General features: G+C 46.1%; 17 protein-coding genes. 15 read left to right on the forward strand and 2 right to left on the reverse strand.

Annotated features, from left to right (window positions below; genetic code table 11):
* Nucleotides 1-244: 244 nt before the first annotated feature.
* On the reverse strand, nucleotides 245-1,093 hold the full coding sequence (locus ED312_RS21530; protein WP_123218090.1) for an AraC family transcriptional regulator: 849 nt from the start codon (nucleotides 1,091-1,093) through the stop codon (nucleotides 245-247).
* A 418-nt stretch (nucleotides 1,094-1,511) separates the two neighbouring features.
* Here ED312_RS21530 and ED312_RS21535 point away from each other — a divergent pair, with 418 nt between their 5' ends.
* The 12 genes from ED312_RS21535 to ED312_RS21590 all read left to right on the forward strand — a co-directional run bounded on the left by ED312_RS21535 (nucleotide 1,512) and on the right by ED312_RS21590 (nucleotide 15,377).
* Nucleotides 1,512-3,131 carry a UxaA family hydrolase gene (locus tag ED312_RS21535; RefSeq protein ID WP_123218091.1) on the forward strand — a complete coding sequence of 540 codons (1,620 nt, stop codon included), beginning with the start codon at nucleotides 1,512-1,514 and terminating at the stop codon, nucleotides 3,129-3,131.
* 99 nt (nucleotides 3,132-3,230) lie between these two features.
* The gene (locus ED312_RS21540; RefSeq protein WP_123218092.1) at nucleotides 3,231-3,986 is read left to right on the forward strand and encodes an SDR family NAD(P)-dependent oxidoreductase; all 756 of its coding nucleotides are present in this window, start codon (nucleotides 3,231-3,233) and stop codon (nucleotides 3,984-3,986) included.
* Nucleotides 3,987-4,043: 57 nt separating this feature from the next.
* Nucleotides 4,044-4,904: a fumarylacetoacetate hydrolase family protein gene (locus ED312_RS21545; protein WP_123218093.1), complete on the forward strand. Its 861-nt coding sequence runs from the start codon at nucleotides 4,044-4,046 to the stop codon at nucleotides 4,902-4,904.
* 88 nt (nucleotides 4,905-4,992) lie between these two features.
* The gene (locus ED312_RS21550) at nucleotides 4,993-5,817 is read left to right on the forward strand and encodes an amidohydrolase family protein (protein WP_123218094.1); all 825 of its coding nucleotides are present in this window, start codon (nucleotides 4,993-4,995) and stop codon (nucleotides 5,815-5,817) included.
* Between the two features lie 32 nt (nucleotides 5,818-5,849).
* On the forward strand, nucleotides 5,850-7,262 hold the full coding sequence (locus ED312_RS21555; protein ID WP_123218095.1) for an alpha-L-fucosidase: 1,413 nt from the start codon (nucleotides 5,850-5,852) through the stop codon (nucleotides 7,260-7,262).
* A gap of 15 nt (nucleotides 7,263-7,277) precedes the next feature.
* Nucleotides 7,278-9,671 (forward strand): glycoside hydrolase family 95 protein, encoded by a 2,394-nt coding sequence (locus ED312_RS21560; protein WP_123218096.1) that lies wholly within the window; start codon nucleotides 7,278-7,280, stop codon nucleotides 9,669-9,671.
* Between the two features lie 149 nt (nucleotides 9,672-9,820).
* Entirely contained in the window at nucleotides 9,821-10,603 is a 783-nt protein-coding gene (locus ED312_RS21565) for an L-fucose dehydrogenase (RefSeq protein WP_123218097.1), read from the forward strand.
* Nucleotides 10,604-10,665: 62 nt separating this feature from the next.
* On the forward strand, nucleotides 10,666-11,970 hold the full coding sequence (gene fucP / locus ED312_RS21570) for an L-fucose:H+ symporter permease (protein ID WP_123218098.1): 1,305 nt from the start codon (nucleotides 10,666-10,668) through the stop codon (nucleotides 11,968-11,970).
* A gap of 286 nt (nucleotides 11,971-12,256) precedes the next feature.
* On the forward strand, nucleotides 12,257-12,598 hold the full coding sequence (locus ED312_RS21575) for an L-rhamnose mutarotase (protein ID WP_123218099.1): 342 nt from the start codon (nucleotides 12,257-12,259) through the stop codon (nucleotides 12,596-12,598).
* Nucleotides 12,598-13,326, forward strand: a complete 729-nt coding sequence (locus ED312_RS21580) for a (Fe-S)-binding protein (RefSeq protein WP_123218100.1) — start codon at nucleotides 12,598-12,600, stop codon at nucleotides 13,324-13,326. The genes ED312_RS21575 and ED312_RS21580 overlap by 1 nt, the downstream gene beginning before the upstream one ends.
* A gap of 68 nt (nucleotides 13,327-13,394) precedes the next feature.
* Nucleotides 13,395-14,777 carry a lactate utilization protein B gene (locus ED312_RS21585; RefSeq protein WP_123218101.1) on the forward strand — a complete coding sequence of 461 codons (1,383 nt, stop codon included), beginning with the start codon at nucleotides 13,395-13,397 and terminating at the stop codon, nucleotides 14,775-14,777.
* A 21-nt stretch (nucleotides 14,778-14,798) separates the two neighbouring features.
* Nucleotides 14,799-15,377 carry a LutC/YkgG family protein gene (locus ED312_RS21590; protein ID WP_123218102.1) on the forward strand — a complete coding sequence of 193 codons (579 nt, stop codon included), beginning with the start codon at nucleotides 14,799-14,801 and terminating at the stop codon, nucleotides 15,375-15,377.
* A gap of 85 nt (nucleotides 15,378-15,462) precedes the next feature.
* On the opposite strand, the gene ED312_RS21595 is transcribed toward ED312_RS21590, so the two are convergent.
* Nucleotides 15,463-16,572 carry a TlpA disulfide reductase family protein gene (locus ED312_RS21595; RefSeq protein WP_123218103.1) on the reverse strand — a complete coding sequence of 370 codons (1,110 nt, stop codon included), beginning with the start codon at nucleotides 16,570-16,572 and terminating at the stop codon, nucleotides 15,463-15,465.
* 127 nt (nucleotides 16,573-16,699) lie between these two features.
* On the opposite strand from ED312_RS21595, the gene ED312_RS21600 reads away from it, so the two are divergent.
* From ED312_RS21600 to ED312_RS21610, 3 genes are all read left to right on the forward strand, one after another.
* Nucleotides 16,700-17,665: a LysR family transcriptional regulator gene (locus tag ED312_RS21600; RefSeq protein WP_317125699.1), complete on the forward strand. Its 966-nt coding sequence runs from the start codon at nucleotides 16,700-16,702 to the stop codon at nucleotides 17,663-17,665.
* Between the two features lie 92 nt (nucleotides 17,666-17,757).
* Nucleotides 17,758-18,726, forward strand: a complete 969-nt coding sequence (locus tag ED312_RS21605) for a YeiH family protein (RefSeq protein ID WP_123218116.1) — start codon at nucleotides 17,758-17,760, stop codon at nucleotides 18,724-18,726.
* A gap of 261 nt (nucleotides 18,727-18,987) precedes the next feature.
* Nucleotides 18,988-21,048, forward strand: coding sequence for a cellulase family glycosylhydrolase (locus ED312_RS21610; RefSeq protein ID WP_123218104.1), 2,061 nt, complete (start codon nucleotides 18,988-18,990; stop codon nucleotides 21,046-21,048).
* The last annotated feature ends 229 nt before the right edge of the window (nucleotides 21,049-21,277 follow it).

Here is a 21,277-nt window from a genome sequence, read left to right on the forward strand (position 1 = left end):
AGGTCCCCTATGGGGGCTAGCCAAAGCCACCTTCTTAGAAGGTGTGATTTTTACTTACCGGATTTACGGATATTGCCTGAATAATTTAATAACCATCTACTAAGATCGATTTCCCAGTCCGCCTGGCGGACGGGATTGCTCATAAGGACCTATGGATTCGTAGTCCGTAATAATGGTTATCTTAAGGAGGTTTCTGCATTCTCATGCCCGGAGAGACTTTCGGTCAGTAGTTATTTTTTTGAACTTACCCTCCTCGATATTCGGAAGGTGCCACTCCCTTACTACGCTTAAAAATCCGGTGGAAATAAGAAAGGCTGTTAAAACCGGAAGCATAACATATGTCGGAAATAGACCGGGAGATATTTTTCTCCAATAATGTCTTACAGGCGAAGCTTACCCGGAGGTCGTTGAGAAATTCCACGAAGGATTTTCCGGTTTTCATCTTGAAATACCGGCAAAAAGCGGTTTTGTTCATTCCTGCATAAGAAGAAATTTCCGTAAGGGACAGTTCTTCCTGGAAGTGAAGCATGATATACTGGAGTACTTTATTAAGTTTTTTGTCACCCGAATTGAACTGATCGATCCAGGCGGGAGTAGCCAGTTGTATCTTCTTTTTTTGCTGCAGATAGTACAATATTCGCAAAAAGTGAAGCGTGTTTTCCTGTATATTACCGCTTGTGGTCTTTTGAAAGATTTTATACACCTTTTTCCCCGGAGAGGAAAAAGACAGTCCTGTAACCGATTCTTTTATCAGGGAGGTGATGTAGCCGAATTCAATGGAATTTTCATAAAATCCCCGGATGAACTTGTCCCCGAAATGCACTACGTAAGCTTCGGAAATTCCTTCGTCCCCGGAAGCAGGACCAACCGTTGATGTTTCGAACATATGCGGCAGATGCGATCCGATCAGAAATATATTTCCCGGCTGATAGGGCCCGATATAATCCCCCGTATAAACCGTGCCCCTGCCTTTCGAAATATATACCAGTTCGTATTCCGGGTGATAATGCCACAGTTTCAGGAACTCTCTTTCCCGGTGGAGTGAAACTTTGAAATTTGTTTCCAGGTTTTTATGCAGGAAATGTAAATCCATCTGTGATTTTTTGGCAAGACTGTATTAATGCAAATATTGTACAATTAAGAGCAAATATATAAGAACTTTTCGTTGCAAAAACCATTTACTTTTGAAATTCCCGGAATATTGTTGTTCCGGAGGGGATAAAAGGAGATAGAAAAAAATTATGGTCAGGTTAAAGCCGGGATTCTGCAATGACATGCAAACCAGTAGTTAAACCGGGGAGGCTTTAGTCTTTATGTATTTTAGCGAGGAAGGCATGACCTGTTTTAAAAACAACTATTTCCGCAGGTATGTATTTGTGATTAAACAGATTCTTTGACTAAATGGCATTTTACTCCGGGATCCGGTTTTGACTTTTTATGGACCGGGACAATAAATAGAGAAATTCTTTGAAGCACAGAACAGGTTTTGTAAATACTATTATTATATATCATTGGAACGATTTTTTAAAATACACCCTAAGGACAACGTAGTTGTGGCCCTTACAGATCTGAACAAAAATGACAAGGTAACCGTAGACGGTAAAGAACTGGAACTGGCAGCAGATGTCCCTGTGAAGCACAAATTTACACTGGTGCCGATGAAAGAAGGAGACACTGTATATATGTACGGCGTTCCTGTGGGGAAGGTGGTTGTTTCACTTTCTGCCGGAAGTATGCTTACTACGGAGAATACCCGGCATGTGGCGGCGCCTTATCAGATAGGCAGACAGGAGTATAAATATGAGCAGCCTGCCGTAGATAAGTTTGCCACCCGTACTTTTCAGGGATTTCACAGGAAAGACGGCCAGGTGGGTACCGGAAATTACTGGCTCTTTGTGCCATTGGTTTTTTGCCAGAACCGGAACCTGAAGGTCTTACAAGAGGCTTTGGAAACCGGATTGGGATTCCGCAAGGAAAATCCATACAAACTCCTGGTACGGGAGCTTGCGGGGAAGTTCAGGGGGACAGACAGGGAGGCGGAAAACATCATAGAAACACCCAAAATATTCCCGAATATAGACGGTATTAAATTCCTTGTCCATGAAGGGGGATGTGGAGGTACAAGACAAGATGCACAGTTATTGGTCAACCTGCTCGCAGGTTATATCCGGCATCCTAATGTGGCCGGGGCCACGGTATTAAGCCTGGGGTGCCAGCATGCCCAGATGTCCATGCTCGAAGAAGCCTTGGGACGGGGAGGAGAAGAGTTGGGTAAGCCATTGCTCTTTTTCGAACAGCAAAAATACCCGTCAGAGCACGTTATGTTAGAAGAAATCATTCAGGCGACCTTTGATGGCCTGAAAGAAGCAAATAAGAATTCCAGGCAACCCGCGTCACTGAGTAAACTTACCCTGGGACTGGAATGCGGTGGTTCTGACGGTTTTTCCGGTATTTCCGCCAATCCTTTGATAGGAGTAGTGACAGACCGCATTAATGCTTTGAAAGGAAAAAGTATCCTCTCCGAATTTCCGGAGTTGTGCGGGGTAGAGCAGGATCTCATAGACCGCTGTGTACGAAGGGAGGCCGCGGAAAAGTTTGTCCGCCTGATGGAAAATTATGAAGCGAGGGCCCATGAAGTGGGATCCGGCTTTGATATGAACCCTTCGCCGGGGAATATCCGGGACGGACTGATAACGGATGCCATAAAATCGGCCGGGGCGGCGACAAAAGGAGGGAGAAGCCCTGTAGCCGATGTGCTGGATTACGGCGAATATACTACAAAAGAAGGACTCAGCCTTCTATGCACACCGGGTAACGATGTGGAATCCACAACCGGACTTGCCGGTTCGGGAGCAAATATTATCCTTTTTTCCACCGGGCTCGGGACTCCTACCGGGAATCCGATATGTCCCGTGGTGAAAATTTCCTCCAACTCTATGCTTCCCCGGAAAATGAAAGATATTATTGACTTTGATGCGGGAAGGCTTTTTTCCGGAGGGTTGTCGCAGGAAGTACTGGCGGATGAATTGATAGAACTTATCATTGCCGTAGCAAGCGGGGAAAAACAAACCTGTGCCCAGAAGTTGCAACAAGACGATTTTATTCCATGGAAAAGAGGAATATCTTTGTAAACAGCCCTCCGGGTACACCGGGGGCGTTTTAGATCAAATATTAAAAAACGGCAGACTGCCCTGTAGTTTACCGAGGTATAAAAATAAAATAAGTATAAAATGTCAAAAAATGTAATCATCACCGGTGGGGGTTCTGGTATCGGGGCCGCGATCAGTCGCATATTTCTGGATAAAGGGCATATCGTTTTTATGCTCGAGAGGAACGTGGAAAGTACAAGGGAAGCCTTTTCAGAATACACAGAAGACAAATTGCACATCTTTCCCTGTGATGTCAGTGATCAGGCTAGGGTGGTACAAATTATCGATGATATAGCCGCTTCCGCTACCATTGATGTCCTCATAAATAATGCGGGAATATCCCATATAGGTACGGTGGAAACCACTTCCGAAGAAGATATGGACAAGCTTTTTGCAGTCAATGTAAAAGGGGTATATAATTGTATTCATGCCGCAATACCCCATATGAAAAAAAGTGGAGGAGGGGCCATCCTCAATATGGCATCCATAGCATCTCATGTGGGAATTGCCGATCGTTTTGCTTATTCCATGACCAAAGGGGCCGTACTGGCTATGACCTATTCGGTGGCCAAAGATTATGTGGCCGACGGTATCCGATGTAACAGTATTTCCCCGGCGAGAGTGCATACGCCGTTTGTAGATGGTTTTCTGGCTAAGAATTATCCCGGGCAGGAAAAGGAAATGTACGACAAACTGTCGAAGACCCAACCGATCGGGCGAATGGCCAGACCGGACGAAGTAGCGAAACTGGCCTATTTCCTTTGTTCGGACGATGCCGCTTTCACGACAGGGACCGATTATCCCCTGGACGGCGGGTTCATTAAGTTGAACAGTTAAAAAACTGTGCAATACGGGGAAATAAGTTAATCAAATAAATTTATAAATACACAACGAATGAAACTATTCAGATTTGGCCCTGAAGGCGAAGAAAAACCAGGAGTAGAATTGCCGGATGGCAAGCAACTGGATGTAACCGCTTTCGGAGAAGATTATAATGAAGATTTTTTTGAAGGAAATGGTATCGGACGCCTGAAAGCCTGGCTAAAGGAAAATCAGGAGAAATGTCACGAAGTACCGGCCGGATTCCGTTTCGGCCCGGCGGTGAAGCGGCCTTCCAAACTGATATGTATTGGTCTGAATTATGCAAAACACGCAGCGGAGAGCGGCATGGATGTCCCGAAAGAACCTGTGGTGTTTTTTAAGGCGACTTCCTCTATTGTAGGCCCTAATGACCCTGTCGTGATTCCACGGGGCTCTGAAAAGACCGATTGGGAAGTGGAACTGGCAGTAGTAATCGGTAAAAAAGCCTCTTATGTAACCAAAGAAGAGGCCATGGACCATGTAGCAGGCTATGTGCTGCACAACGATTATAGCGAACGTGCCTATCAGCTGGAACGTGGCGGACAATGGGTCAAAGGAAAAAGCTGCGATACTTTTGCTCCCCTGGGGCCATACCTGGTAACTACAGATGAAAAACTTGACCCGCATAACCTGAACCTGTGGCTGAAGGTCAACGGAGAAATGCTGCAAAATTCCAATACTTCCGATTTTATTTTTGACATCCCTACGGTAATAAGTTACCTGAGCGAGTTTATGACACTGCTCCCCGGCGATGTGATTTCCACGGGGACTCCGGCCGGAGTGGGGCTCGGATTTCAACCGCCACGTTATTTAAAACCGGGCGATGTGGTAGAACTGGGTATAGAGGGTCTGGGATCTTCGAAACAGGAAGCTGTGGCCTACAAGGTGCAATAATATAGTGGAGAACTAAAGGAAGACCGGGAGTTTTCCCGGTTTTCCGTCTAAGAGATAAAACCGGCTCTTAAACAGAAAAACACGTCGTATGAATATAGATGCCCATCAACATTTCTGGCAATACGATCCTGAAAAAGATGCATGGATAGATGAGACTATGCAGACCATAAGACGGGATTTTATGCCTTCGGACCTGCAAACCGTTCTGGAAAATAACGGAATGGATGGCTGTGTAGCCGTACAGGCAAGCCAGTCAGAAGAAGAGACACTCTTCCTGCTGGAATGTGCAAGGCAAAACCCGTTTATAAAAGCCGTGGTGGGCTGGGCAGACCTGCAGGCCGAAAATATAAAAGAGGTGCTTGCCCGGTTTTCCGAAGATCCCGGTTTCCGGGGAGTACGGCACGTTGTTCAGGGAGAACCGGACGATTTTATGTTCCGTCCCGCTTTCCGCAGGGGAATTGCCGAGCTGGAACCACAGGGCCTTACCTACGATATTCTTGTGTATGCCCGTCAGTTACCGGCCGCCATAGACCTTGTACGTGAATTTCCCGCACAGCGTTTTGTACTGGACCATATAGCCAAGCCCGTAATTTCTGCAGGTCCGGATAAAGAATGGACCGAAAACATGCGTCTTCTTGCTCAATGTGACAACGTGTACTGTAAACTATCCGGTATGGTCACCGAAACAAGAAACTGGAAGTGGCAACAGGATGATTTTACACCTTTTCTGGAAATCGTTACGGAAACTTTCGGAACGGACAGGCTCATGTACGGATCGGATTGGCCGGTATGCCTGCTTGCTGCGGAATATGAGAAAGTGCTGAAGATTGTACGTGATTTTTACAGCGAAAGCGAACTACCAAAGGTCATGGGGCAAAATGCCATACGGTTTTATGGTATTCCTGAAGAATAAAACACTGTTAACACAACTAAAACCCAATACTTATGAAAACCTTACAATTCGCAGTATTAACCGCTTTACTGGTTACAAGCTGCAAGCAAAAACCGAAAGCAGAAGAGAAGAAAGCCGAACCAAAGGAAACGGTAAATTATCTGGAAGAACCGAAAGAAGCTTTTGACGAACGCATGGCCTGGTGGCGTGATGCCAGGTTCGGGATGTTTATACATTGGGGAGCATATGCCGTACCGGCAGGCAGATACGAAGGAAAGGAAGTCAATGGTATTGGGGAATGGATCATGCATAATGTCAAAATCCCCATAGATATATATGAAGGCTATGCAAAGGAATTTAATCCTACAGCTTTTAATGCGGAAGAATGGGTGACCCGGATGAAAAACGCGGGTATGAAATATATGGTGATCACCTCCAAGCATCATGACGGATTTTGTCTGTGGGATTCCGGGGTTACAGATTACGATATTATTGATTTTTCACCCTACGATAAAGATATCCTTAAAGCACTTTCCGATGCCTGTAAAGCACAGGGGGTGAAATTCGGTTTGTACCATTCTATTATGGACTGGCATCATCCCGATGCTCAGGCCGATACATATGCGGGAGGGGAACCTTCTGAGAATAATGAGGAACGTTTCGCGGATTATCTGGAGAGCTACCTGAAACCGCAGTTGAAAGAGCTGGTCGGGAATTACGACCCGGCGATCCTTTGGTTTGACGGGGAATGGGAAAAAGAATTTACCCACGAACAGGGGCAGGAACTTTATCAGTACGTACGCGAACTTAAACCCGGTATTATCATTAATAATCGTGTGGATAAAGGAAGAAAAGGAATGCAGGGGATGAACAAGGACGATAGTGATTATGCAGGCGATTTCGGCACTCCCGAACAGGAAATTCTTGATGGTATTTCCGACCTGGACTGGGAATCGTGTATGACCATGAACGATACCTGGGGATATAAAACCGACGACCGGAACTGGAAGTCTTCCGCGGAACTGGTCCGTAACCTCGTGGATGCAGCGGCCAAAGGTGGGAATTACCTACTGAATATAGGACCGGATGCCAGCGGGAACATCCCGGAAGCAAGTATGAAAAGACTTGAAGATATCGGGGAATGGATGAAAGTTAACGGAGAAGCCGTGTATGGTACGGAAAGCCCCAAGTCCGGATATAAAGAAGGCGATAATATACGTTTCACCAGGAAAAAGGGTACGCCTTTTTATTACGCCGTTACTTTTGAAAAACCCGGAAAAACTTTTCAAGTGGAAAAACTGAAACCGGAAGAAGGTTCGGAAGTGGTTCTGCTCGGTTATGAACAACCTTTGGAATGGAACTATAGTGAAGAATCGGGGTTAACAATCTCAGTTCCGGAGGAAGCGTTACGGGCAACCGGGAATACACTGGCCTGGACATTCAAAATAAAAATGGTAACGGATTAACTCCCTGTTTTACACATGAAAAAAAATAAGTACATAAAAGTATGGGTATATACTATTTTGGGTATTGCTCTTCTTTCCTGTAACCGGAAAGCGGATACAAAAGACATTGCAGACGCAAAAGTGCAAAAGACGGGTGAATTCTGGTACCGCCAGCCTGCAAAAGAATGGATGGAAGCCCTCCCTGTGGGAAACGGACGTTTCGGGGCTATGGTTTTCGGCGATCCGTCACACGAAAGAATTCAGTTAAATGAAGATTCTATGTGGCCGGGTGGCCCTGACCTTGGGGACTCGAAAGGTACCGTTGAAGATCTGGAGTATCTCCGTGAACTTTTAAAAGAAGGGAAAACTCACGAAGCGGATAAGGAGATCGTAGAGCGTTTTTCTTATAAAACAATTACCAAATCACACCAAACAATGGGCGATTTGTATATAGATTTCGAAGGAGATAAAAACATAAAGGATTACAGGCGTTCCCTGAACCTGGACAATGCCGTGGTTTCGGTGGAATACACGGCAGACGGAAATACCTATACGGAAAAAGTATTTGCTTCCGCTGTGGACGATGTACTGGTTATAGAACTTACGACCACGGCAGAAAAAGGAATGGACCTTAGCCTGAAACTGGATCGTCCCGAAGATCACGGACATCCTACCGTATCCGTTTCTGCTTTGCCATCCGGAGAACTCAGTATGAAAGGAACCGTAACACAATACGGGGGTGCAGTGGGTTCCGAACCGCATTCTATGGATTACGGCGTTGATTTTGAAACAAGGCTGCGGGTAAAACATGAATCAGGTACTGTAGAAGCAGATAAAGGGGTATTGCGCCTGGCAAATGTAAAAAGGGCTACCTTGCTCCTTGCCGGGGCCACGTCCTTTTACCATGACAATTACGAAGAACAAAATACCAAGACACTTGATGCGGTTCGGAACAAGACTTTTGAAGAACTGCTGGAATCACATATAGCCGATTACAGGAAATTTTACGACCGCGTGACCCTGGACCTGGGAGGGAAGGAATTGGATTCTTTGCCTACGGACGAAAGGCTGGCCAGGATCAAAGAAGGTAACGATGATCCCGGCCTTATGGCAAAACTGTTCCAGTACGGGCGATACCTACTTATTTCTTCTTCCCGTCCGGGGACCAATCCGGCTAACCTGCAAGGTATATGGAATGAGCACATCGAGGCCCCGTGGAATGCGGACTATCATCTCAACATAAACCTCCAGATGAATTATTGGCCTGCCGAGGTCACTAATTTAAGCGAACTGCACCAACCGTTATTTGATTTTGGCGACAGGTTGATCGAGCGTGGTAAAATTACCGCTAAAGAACAGTACGGCATAAACAGGGGAGCAGTAGTACATCATACGACGGATTTATGGGCACCTGCATGGATGCGTGCGGAAAAACCGTACTGGGGCTCCTGGATACACGGGGGAGGATGGCTTGCACAGCATTATTGGGAACATTACCAGTTTACAGGAGACACCGCTTTTCTGCGCAACCGGGCTTACCCGGCCTTAAAGGCCTTTGCAGGATTTTACCTGGACTGGCTGGTGCAGGATAAAAACGGTAAATGGATATCGGTGCCGGAAACCTCCCCGGAAAACTCTTATATAGCAGAAGACGGAAAAGCTGCTGCCGTATCTGCCGGATCGGCGATGGGGCACCAGATCATCGCGGAAGTCCTGGAAAATACACTTAGTGCGGCAAAAGATCTGGGGATAGAAAATGAATTTACCGAAGAAGTAAAGCAAAAGAGAAAGGACCTGTTTCCGGGCGTTGTTGTAGGGGAGGACGGGAGGATACTGGAATGGAACCATCCGTATGAAGAAGCGGAAAAAGGACACAGGCATATGTCACACCTCTATGCATTGCACCCGGGAAGCAAGATCACTTCTGCCGATAAAGAGGCGTTTGAAGCAGCGAAAAAGACCATCGGATATCGCCTGGAACACGGCGGAGCGGGGACCGGCTGGAGCAGGGCGTGGATGATCAATTTTAATGCCCGCCTGTTCGATAAGGTTTCGGCAGAAGAAAACATCAGGAAATTTTTACAGATATCCATAGCGGATAACATGTTCGATATGCATCCGCCCTTTCAGATAGACGGTAATTTCGGGTATACCGCCGGTGTTGCCGAGTTGCTGATGCAGTCGCACGAAGGTTTTATCCGTCTGTTACCTGCTCTTCCGGCAAACTGGCCTGACGGCAAAGTAGAAGGACTTGTGGCGCGGGGGAACATTATTGTGGATATAATTTGGGAAGACGGTAAACTTACGGCCTTGGCCCTGTATTCTGAACAGGCCAGGACATGTAAACTATGGTATGACGGAACCGAGAAAGAGGTACAACTTCCGGAAGGGGAAAAAGTATGGTTTGGGCCGGATCTGAAAAAGGAGTAAGTAATAGCCGTTACTTTCCGAAATCCGTTTCGGATAACGGAATAAAACAATATAAAACACAAATGTTAAATCGTTAATATTAGGGCACAGAAATTTTTTTTAAGCTAATTTTAGCCCTTAAATTGTGCCGGAAACAGGAAAATGAAGGTATGAACTTACATTTAGAGCAAAAAGTGATTATAGTAACCGGGGGAGCCAAAGGCATCGGTTACGGAATATGTGAAGTATTGGCAGAAGAAGGGGCATTCCCGGTAATTGTGGGGAGAAATGAAGAGGACAATACCAGAGCAGTAAACTCCATTAACGAAAAAGGAGGAAAAGCCTATTCCCTCATAGGGGAATTGACGGAACCACAGGCATGTAAAGATGCCATCGAGAATGTACTGGAAAAATTCGGAAGGATAGACGGCCTTGTCAATAATGCGGGAGTCAATGATGGGGTTAGTCTGGAAAACGGTTCGTATGAAAGTTTTATAGCATCTATCAACAAAAACCTTACCCATTATTATCTCATGGCTCACTATGCATTGCCGGAGTTGAAAAAAACAAAAGGAGCTATTGTAAATATAGGTTCAAAAACCTCCCTCACAGGACAGGGCGGTACTTCGGGTTATGCCGCAGCCAACGGGGGACGGAATGCACTTACCAGGGAATGGGCGGTGGAATTGCTTCCTTATGGTATAAGGGTCAATGCCGTGATTGTATCCGAATGTTATACGCCGTTATATGAAAAATGGATAAAGACATTCCCGGACCCGGAGGGGAAACTAAGTGCCATTACAGAGAAAATCCCCCTGGAAAACCGTATGACCACGGCTGAGGAAATAGCCAATGCCGTAGCATTTTTGTTATCGGAGAAATCCAGTCATACCACCGGACAGCTCGTATTCGTAGACGGAGGATACGTGCACCTGGACAGGGCTTTAACCTGAGAAACGATCAACCCATAGCTATACCCAGAATCAATCAGTTTTAATTTAAAATCCATACTATAGTGAAGAAAGACACATTACCCCCTGTGGTTTCCAGGAAAAACCTTATTCCGTTTATTTTAGTTACTTCCTTATTTGCCCTCTGGGGTTTTGCCAATGCAGTTACGGACCCTATGGTACAGGCATTTAAAAAGGTCCTGGAACTCAGTAATTCCCAGGCGGCATGGGTACAGATGGCATTTTACGGCGGTTATTTTTGTATGGCGCTGCCCGCGGCGCTGTTTGTGAGAAAGTATTCTTATAAGACCGGAGTGCTTATAGGGCTTGCCCTGTATGCCGGAGGGGCCTTACTGTTCTACCCGGCAGCAATTACGGAAAAATTCTGGTTCTTTTGTCTCGGCCTGTATATTCTCACTTTCGGCCTGGCATTCCTGGAAACAACGGCAAACCCTTACATCCTTGCCATGGGCGACGCCAGGACTGCAACGCAAAGGCTGAACCTGGCCCAGGCATTCAATCCCCTCGGCCTGGTATTGGGGCTACTGGTAGCCCAGCAATTTGTATTGCGAAAACTGCAATCGGTAGATGTGGAGGATTTCGGCGCGCTTGACGAAGCTACTAAAATAATGATACGTACTTCCGATCTTATGGTGATACGGGACCCTTACGTGGGGCTCGGGCTGGTGATTATTGCGGTGTTTGTACTTATCATAGTGAGCAAAATGCCACAGGTGAGGGACGAAGGCGGCATTCCGGGACTTGCAGAGACGTTCTCCGGGCTTTTCAAAAATAAGAAATATACCTTAGGAGTACTTGCCCAGGTGCTCTATGTAGGCGCGCAGATCATGTGCTGGACATATATTTACCAATATGCCGAGGCTATTGGTGTAAGCAGTGACGATGCCGCCTATTACCAGTTCATAGCCTTTATCCTCTTCCTGATAGGCAGGGCCATAGGTACCTATATGCTACGGTTTATGAGTTCCGGAAAACTGCTGATGCTGTTCGCTTTTCTGGGGATTGCTTTTTCTCTGGGTACGATCTGGATAGAAGGTATTTCAGGCCTTTACTGCATCGTGGGGATTTCTTTTGCCATGTCTCTCATGTTCCCTACAATCTATGGTATCGCACTGGAAGGCCTTAGCGAAGAAGAGTCTAAAATAGGGGCTGCCGGCCTGGTAATGGCCATTGTAGGAGGAGCTTTAATGCCCCAGTTACAGGCACTTATTATAGATATAGGAGGTGCCGGTGTAGCAGATGTTACCATAGCCGGGGTACCCGAAGTGAATTTTTCATTCATATTACCCCTCCTGTGTTTTGTCTATATCAGTGGTTATGGTAAATGGGTGCATAATAAAGTGTATTAAGTCCCCGGTTTAATAAAGTTGAGGACGGACAAATAAATGACGATTGTAACGTACCTTTTTACGGTTGAATCCCGGGGGGAGTGTGAAAAATTGACAGACAGAAGACCATAGGATAAGGTATAAAATCCCTGGAGTATCAGGGAGAGAGTGCCGGTAAAAATAGAAAAGAAGAATCTGGCCTGTATGTTTACGGGTAGATGTACCGATAGTGCGGTAACAGGTAACGACCGGATATCGTGAGTATAGAAACTGAAATATAAATCATGATGAACCCCGAACTGTAAAAATGAAACGGTATTGTTTAGCTTTAGATTTGAAAGAGGATGAAGGCCTTATAGCGGAATATGAAGCCCATCACGAGAAAGTTTGGCCGGAAGTGCTGAAAAATATATGTGAAAGCGGTGTGATAGATATGGAAATATACCGTATAGAAAACCGGCTGTTCATGATCATGGAGACGGATGATGATTTCAGTTTCAAACAGAAAGAATACCTGGATGCTTCCAGTGAAAAGGTTCAGCAATGGGAAAAGCTCATGTGGAATTATCAGCAGGGGCTTCCCGGGAGCAGGCCGGGGGAAAAATGGCGTTTGATGGACAAAATATTCGATTTTAAAACAGCATTATAATGACCGTAGGACTATTTGTACCGTGTTATATAGACCAGTTATACCCGAAAGTGGGGAAGGATACCCTGGAAATCCTGGAAAAGACCGGCTGCAATGTCGTTTTTTTACAGGACCCTCTTTGTTGCGGGCAGCCTATGGCCAATAGCGGGTATGAAAAAATGACCAGCGGTTTCGAAAAGCCTTTCCTAAAGGCACTTCCCGAAGTAGATTACCTGGTAACCCCTTCAGCCAGTTGTTCTTATCACCTGTCGCACCACCTGTTAAAACCCCTGGTAAGTGCAGAGGAACTGGCGAAAGTGAAGGAGCTTACCGAATTTCTTCACGATGTAGCGGGAATAGATAAGCTGAAAGCATCGTTCCCGCATAAAGTAGGCTTACACCTGTCGTGCCATGGGCTAAGAGGATTAGACCTGGGGACGCCTTCGGAACTGAAAGTGCCCTATTATTCCAAGATAGAAAAAGTACTTTCCGCCGTGGAAGGGCTGGACCTTGTAGTTCCGCCCAAGGCCGACGAATGCTGTGGGTTCGGGGGAAGTTTTGCCGTATTCGAATCTGCGGTTTCCGTAAAAATGGGAAGTGATAAAATGTGCGGAATGGCGGAAGCAGAAGTGGAATATGTCGCAGCGACCGATATGTCCTGTCTCATGCACCTGGAAGGGGTTTTCCGTGCGGGAGACAGCCCTATGCGGGTTATGCACATAGCCGAACTGCTCAATTCGGAGGAATAAAGACAAACCCGGATCATACGGTTTCCGGAAAACGGGAACTGCAGGGCCAACCGATTAAATGACGAATTATGAAAGGAACACATGCAAACCTGAGCAAAGATTTTATTACTGGGTCCGATAAAACGGATTGGCATAATAATGCCCTGTGGTTTTTGCGTGCCAAACGGGATATTCAACGGGATACTATTGAAGACTGGGAGAAATTGCGTTCTACGGCTGCGGCCATTAAAGACCATACTTTGTCCCGGTTGCCGGAATACCTTCAGACCTTCGAGGAAAATGCAGTGAAGAACGGTATGCAGGTACACTGGGCCTGGGATGATAAGGAACTTCGCGAAATAACAGCAAAAATACTTAAAGATAATAACGCCAGATCGGTAGTAAAGAGCAAGTCGATGCTCACAGAAGAGTGCGGGCTCAACCCTTATCTGGAACAAGAAGGTTTTGAAGTAGTAGATACGGACCTGGGAGAGAGGATAGTGCAACTTCGTAAAGAACACCCCAGTCATATCGTGGTCCCCGCCATCCATCTGAAAAAAGAGGAGGTGAGTGATACCTTTCACGAAAAAATGAATACGGAGAAAGGTAATGCAAGTCCGGATTACCTGGCTTCTGTGGCACGTGAGGCACTACGGAAAGATTTTATGAAAGCCGATGCAGCTATTACAGGGGTTAATTTCGGGGTTGCTGAAGCGGGGGCGGTAGTTGTCTGCACCAACGAAGGCAATGCGGATATGGGGGTACACAGCAAAAAAACGGTGATACATTGTATGGGGATGGAAAAACTGGTCCCCGGATATGACGAACTGGCCGTTTTTACTCGTCTGCTTGCCCGTTCCGCAACAGGACAGCCGGTTACCGTGTTTACTTCACATTACAGGAAACCACGTCCGGAAACTACGGAGCATATAATTATTGTTAATAACAAACGCACCGATATCTTTGCCGATCCGGAATTCCGGCAGGCCATGCGGTGTATCCGCTGCGGGGCCTGTATGAATACCTGTCCGGTATACAGGCGCTCAGGGGGACATTCTTATCACCATACCGTTCCCGGACCCATTGGTAGTGTACTCGCTCCTTTCTACGGAAAAGAAAAGAACAAGGACCTGCCCTTTGCATCAACACTTTGCGGGTCCTGTAATAATGTGTGCCCCGTTAAAATAGATCTGGCAGGGCTTCTATACCGATGGCGGCAGAAACTCACGGACGAAACCTCTTCGGACATGTCCAAAAAAATAGGAATGGAAGTAGGAAGCAAGATACTGAAGAGCCGGAAAAAATATGATCTGGCCGGAAGTGTTTTCCGCTGGGTACCGAAAGGACTTTTACAATCGGGCCTTAATCCCTGGAATGTGCATTTGCCGGATGGCAGGAAAGGGAGAGTGTTCCCGGAAGTTCCCAAAGAGAGTTTCCGGCAGTGGTACAAGAAAAATCAGGAGGATTCGTAAAACCGGGTAATGTGAAATCAGATGGACAGTAAAGAACGAATATTAAGCAGTTTGAAGAATGTTGTGGGGGAGCCGCTTCCCAGACCGGAAATAAACCTTCAATATAAAACAGAAGCACTTACAGAAATATTTATAGGCGTAGCAGAAGCTTCGGGTACGGAAGTATTTCTCGCTACCGGCGATACCGTGGCAGAAACCATAGAAACCTGGAGTAAGGGAGGCAATATACAATCTTCTGTTCCCGCATTGCAGAAAAAATACCCTCTGGTGTTCGACGAGCAGGTCCCTTTTGAAAAAGATAAGATGCCCGGAATATTTGTCACTGAAGCGTCATTTGGCGTTGCGGAGAATGCCGCTTTGTGGCTAACGGATCATGAACTCAGTTCCCGGTTGCTGGCCTTTATACCGGAAAGGATAATAGTTCTCCTCAAAGCCGATACCCTGGTACCTACCATGCACGAGGCCTATGAGAATATAGGGGCCGAACCTCCTTTTGGTTTCGGTCTTTTTATGGCAGGGGCTTCGAAAACAGCGGATATAGAACAGACGCTCGTAAAGGGTGCACAGGGAGCTAAAGAACTGGCTGTTATACTGTATTGACCGCAATAGGGTATTATTATAAAAATCAAAGGCTGTCCGGTAAAGACAGCCTGTAATTTTTTAGTTCTTTTAATAGGATCTGGATCTACATCTCGAAAAGCTCGGCCAGTTTGGTGTCCAGGGCTTCTCCACGAAGGTCTTTAGCTATTATTTTTCCTTCTTCATCCAGTATAAAGGTTGCAGGTATGGCTTTTACATTATAAAGCTGTGCAATGGGGTCCTGCCAGAATTTAAGATTGGAAACATGGTGCCATGGAAGCTGGTCCTCGGCGATGGCCTTTTCCCAGTCTTCTTTCTTTCTGTCTAGGGAAACCCCGATGATACTCAGGCCCTGGTCCTTGTATTTTTCATAGAGTTTAACCACGTGAGGGTTTTCAGCCCTGCAGGGCTTGCACCAGGCCGCCCAGAAATCGATAATGGTAATTTTCCCCTGGGCATCTTTAAGCGCAAGCATCTCTCCTTCGGGAGTCGGTGCGGAAAATTCAGGAGCTACGGAACCTATTGAGACTTTGGTGAGGCTTTCTATCTGGGTAGCTACCTTTTGTGCAACCGCGGTTTTTTGTATGTCTTCAGACAGGGAAGAAAGTAATTCCTTGATCTCTTCGGGAGTCTGAGAACGGGACATCAGCATCTTTTCCAGTACAAGTGCAGAGATGTAGGAATTGGAATGTTCTTCAACGAATTTTACTTCGTATTCTTTTGCTTCCTCCTGTATATCAGCATAGGTATCCTGAAGGGTTGCAATGGTCACGGTATCCCTTTCCTGGGAGGCTTTCATCATTTGCTGGCGGAGAGCATTGATTCTTTCACCTATACCGCGCGTGCCGGAAATAAACTCATAGAAATCATCGTTAGACGGAGACCCTCCCATTTTTGAAAAGTTAATACTGTCTTTGTACGCTTCTATTTCAATATCTCCGTTTTCTACGATAACAGGAATGTTTCCTACCTGGTCTATAAGAATAAAATGTATCTCCGGAGTATCTGCTTTTCCGGAAAAGGTAAATTCCCCGCTTTGTACTTTTGTGGAATCCACATCCACCGGCTGATTGTTTTCATCTGCTTTTTTCATGAACACCTGTTTGCCGTCTTCCACACCGTCTATTTTAACGGTAATCGTGTAGCTGTCCTTGTTCTGTTTTCCACAGGAAGCAACAATAAGCGCCATAAAAAATAATACGCCGATCTTTTTCATTAATCTGTAATTTTAAAAGGTTTATGTGCAAAGTTAAACTTTCCGGTCACAAAACGGTGATGTTTAGGATAAAATTAAGTAAACAGCGGGAAGATTAGTAATTAAAACGGAAGGGATACTTTTGCTTATGACAGTATATTCACGGGCCCGGACCGAAAAGCTCAGGGAAACGGATTTTAATTTATACTTTTACATTATGCTCGATTTTCGCTTAAAAGTTTTTCATGCGGTCGCCAAAAGACTCAATTTTACCCGGGCTGCCGGTGAACTGTACATTTCGCAACCGGCGGTTACAAAACACATAAAGGCATTGGAAAGGGAATACGGCATTCAGTTGTTCGACCGGAACGGTACCAGGATACAACTGACCTATGCGGGGGAATTGCTGTTACGGAGCACAGAGCAGATCTTTGAAATCTACCGTAAGCTGGAGACCGACCTGCACGCTTTGTCCGGGAAACATGCCGGTAAATTGCGTATCGGTGCCAGCACTACTATAGCCAATTATATCCTGCCGCGGGTATTGCCGGGGTTCCGGTCGGCATATCCGGATGTGGATATCGAACTTCTCACGGGCAATACGGAACAGGTTGAAAAATTTTTGAGGAATAAAGAAGCAGACCTGGGAATAACAGAAGGCTTTTCCAAACTTCCCGTATTGAAATACATCCCTTTTATCAAAGATGAAATTGTACTGGCAGGTTCTGCGGGTCATCCGGTTACCGGCAAAGGGACAATCGACCTGGAAGAGCTGAAAGAATTGCCATTGCTGCTGCGTGAGCCGGGATCGGGAACCCTCGAGGTCATAGCCCATGCCCTCGGGGAAGCCCGGGTAAAAATTTCCGATCTCAACCTGGTGATGCAGCTGAGCAGTAGCGAAAGCATCAAGGAATACCTGCTGCATTCCGATTGCCTCGCATTTCTCTCCGTATATATTATTCTACATGAACTGCGGAACAATACCTGTAGTATCATCGATGTAAAAGGATTGGAAATAGAACGGTACTTTTACTTTGTCCGGCTGCAGGGACAAACCGATGTCCTTTCCGGTCTTTTTATGGATTTTGCCTTACGTTATAACTACAGGTTATAGAAGATAGCCATTAGTGATTTCCGGAACTTCTGTATTATGAGCAATTTTGCAGGGTAAAATTATTCGTTATGTACAGGAAATCAAGAAATGGGATGGCTTACTTTGGTGACCATGCAAAGAAGGTTTTGGACAGGAACGTGAGCCTTCGTGAAATTATTTTCATTACGTTGGTTATACTTTGTCTGTCTTCCGTAATCTCTCCTCTTGTTGCTCTTCTCCTTGGGATCATGACAGCCTGGTTTACGGGACATCCGTATATGCATTTGAACAGCAAAGCCTCCCATTTTTTATTACAGGTATCCGTTGTGGGGCTCGGTTTTGGGATGCAGGCAAACAGTGCTTTAAAAGCGGGGAAAGAAGGGCTACTGCTTACCATATTATCTATTTCCGGAACACTGGTGCTCGGTTTTGTATTATGCCGGTTACTGAAAATCGAAAGGAAAACAGCATATCTCGTGGCGATAGGTACTGCCATATGCGGGGGAAGTGCTATAGCAGCCGTAGCCCCGGTAATACAGGCTGGGGAAAAACAAATATCCGTGGCACTCGGGGTGGTGTTTATTCTGAATTCCGTGGCCTTGTTCGCTTTTCCGGCCATGGGGCATTTGCTGGGGTTGTCACAGGATTCATTTGGTCTCTGGAGTGCCGTTGCCATTCACGATACCAGTTCTGTGGTAGGTGCGGCTGCGAAATACGGAGCCCCGGCACTTGAAGTGGCCACTACCGTAAAACTGGCCAGGGCCTTATGGATAGTTCCGGTCGCCCTGCTTTCGTCCGTAGCCTTCGGGACGGGTAAAAGAAAAATCCGGATACCTTATTTTATAGGATTGTTTGTACTGGCCATGCTGCTGAACACTTACATCCCGTTTGTACAACATATAAGTCCCTATATCGTAAATATTTCCAGATCCGTGCTGACCCTTACCTTATTTCTGGTCGGATGCGGACTTAGCAGAAAAGTAGTGGGTACCGTAGGTGTTAAACTGTTTGTTATGGGATGCATACTCTGGCTTGTCATTTCGGCCTGTGCCCTTTTCGGCATTACTTCGTTTGGAAATTAGCCCGACAGGTTTCATAACGGGTTTATACCTGCCTTAGGTAGAAAGATCAAGAGACGGAAGGGACCGGGGAGTATGACGTATGAATGACGTAGTGAAAACTACGGAGAGAAGTAAACAAGACGTGCATGGAAGTATGTTAATAATAAAGCATTGATTGTATTTTTGGTAGAATAAATACTTTAAAAATGATGTATCGGTATTAAAATGGTCTTTTTGATGCGATATTTCGTTTTAATTATTAACCTCGTAAAATAATATGTTATGTTCCCGATTTTATCTCTCCGAATATGCAGACCCGTATTTAAACTGCTGTTTTTTGTAGTGTGCCTGGCCTGGAATATGCCTTTAACACACGCACAATCCTGCTGGCTTGAAGTAAACGGCAAACAGATTGTCAATACAACTACCGGGCAGAACGTGATATTACGTTCTGTAGGCCTGGGAAACTGGGCTTTACAGGAAGGTTATATGCTACACCCGCAAAATTGCCAGGGTTGTCCGCCCGGGCCACAATGGCAGATGAAAAAGATATATTACGACGAAGGTCAGACCCCCGGGCAGGTAGAGGACTTTTACCGGCAATGGCGGGATAATTTCATAACCAAAGCCGATATAGATTACATTGCATCCCTGGGCTTTAACAGTGTACGTCTTCCCATGCATTACGAACTGTTTCTCAGTTCCGCACAGCGAGCTATCCGGAACAATGTGATAAATAATATCAATTTTGGTCACGATATATACAAGGATTCCCTCCGGTCGTGGTACGACAATAATCAGCTTTTTAACGATCCGGGGCTGGAAGGGTTCCGTATGATAGACAACCTCCTGAGCTGGTGCAAGGACAACGGGATGTACATTATACTCGATTTGCATGCTGCTCCCGGCGGACAGGGAGCGGACAAGAATATCGCAGATATATTTCATGACAATAATCTTTGGTTATATCCCGTATTTCAGGATGTAACAGACCGTCTCTGGGACCGGATATCGCAACGGTATCTTAACGAACCGGCCATTGCTTTTTACGATCTTATCAATGAGCCTAACCAGGTTCCCGGTGGAGGGCAGGCCATACATGCGTTGCTGCAGCGCCTTATCACTACGGTGCGGAATAATGGTGACAACCATATGATTATGGTAGAAGGGAACGGCTGGGGAAATAACTACGATTACCTGGAACCTTTTACGTTTTCTCCCAACTGGGGATTGGTATACAATGCCCACAGGTATTGGATAGATGAGGCAGACGACTGGGTGGCCGATCCTAATCCTAATCAGATCAACCGTATGGCAAACCTGGTAAACTTCAGGAATACCCACAATGTCCCGGTATGGGTGGGGGAGACAGGAGAGAATAATAACCAGTGGTTACGGCAGAATATAGAAAAACTCGATGCGGAAGGAATAGGCTGGTGCCACTGGACGTATAAACGATTTGACGTTGCCGAAAACGCGGCTCTTATGCGGATAGGGGGGAATTATCCGACTGACGGGGCATCGGTTATGGCCGGTGTGCTGGAAAGTATAAAGTTCGAAAACTGTATTCCCAATACCAATACCATTGCTGCCGTGACACAGGACCTGCCCGCTCCGGGCACAAGTATCTGCGGTCCCGGGAATTCCCCGGAACTACCTGTCGGACAAGTCGTATGGTTAAGGGGCAATAACGGCAAATATGTGAGTTCGGAGAACGGCCAGTCCGCCATGATGTGCAACCGCGATTCGGCCGGGGATTGGGAAGTATTTACCCTGGTAGGGACTGCCGATGGTAAAGTAGCCCTTAGGGGGAGCAATAACCAGTATGTGAGCTCGGAGAACGGGGAATCGCCTATGTTATGCAATCGCACGTCCATAGGGGGATGGGAGGCTTTCGAATGGCTCCCCCAACCGGACGGTACTGTAGCCTTACGCGGTTTTAACGGGATGTATGTGAGTTCGGAGAATGGTGAAGATCCGATGTTATGCAACCGCCCTTCGGTTGGCGCGTGGGAAAAGTTTGAATTCGGCCTTGTCTCATCCGGTACGGAAGGCATGGGAATACTTATCGAGGCCAATCCTGAAAATACCCGTGAGTTGCTGCTGAAAGTTTACCCCAATCCGGTGGCGGACGGAAGCCTGTTTATCGGTATGGAAAAAGAGCACGAAGATATTACCGCAAGCCTCTTCACCATAGAAGGCCGGCAGGTAATGACCCGGAAACTCCGCGGGGACACTTCAGATATGAAATTGCAGTTGCCGGGTACAGTCCGGAAAGGGATATACATACTAAAACTGAATACTGCCAGCGGAAATTTTTCCAGAAAAATAATGGTACAGTGATCAAGTGACAGGATACACTCTATAAAAAGGGGACATCGGAATGGTTACGAAGGATAATTTCCCCGTCATAATGATCTTCTTCACTCGATTACGTAAAGAAGGTCCGACAGGTTGTTAGAAGATGCTTCGGGCAACCATTCGGAGATATCCCGGATGATATCCGAAAGCCATTCCGAAAATTTACAGGTAAGTTTGTCTTGAAATGCTCTCTTTTTATACCTTCGTTTGC

This window comes from Sinomicrobium pectinilyticum (genome assembly GCF_003725735.1).
GTDB classification, from domain to species: domain Bacteria; phylum Bacteroidota; class Bacteroidia; order Flavobacteriales; family Flavobacteriaceae; genus Sinomicrobium; species Sinomicrobium pectinilyticum.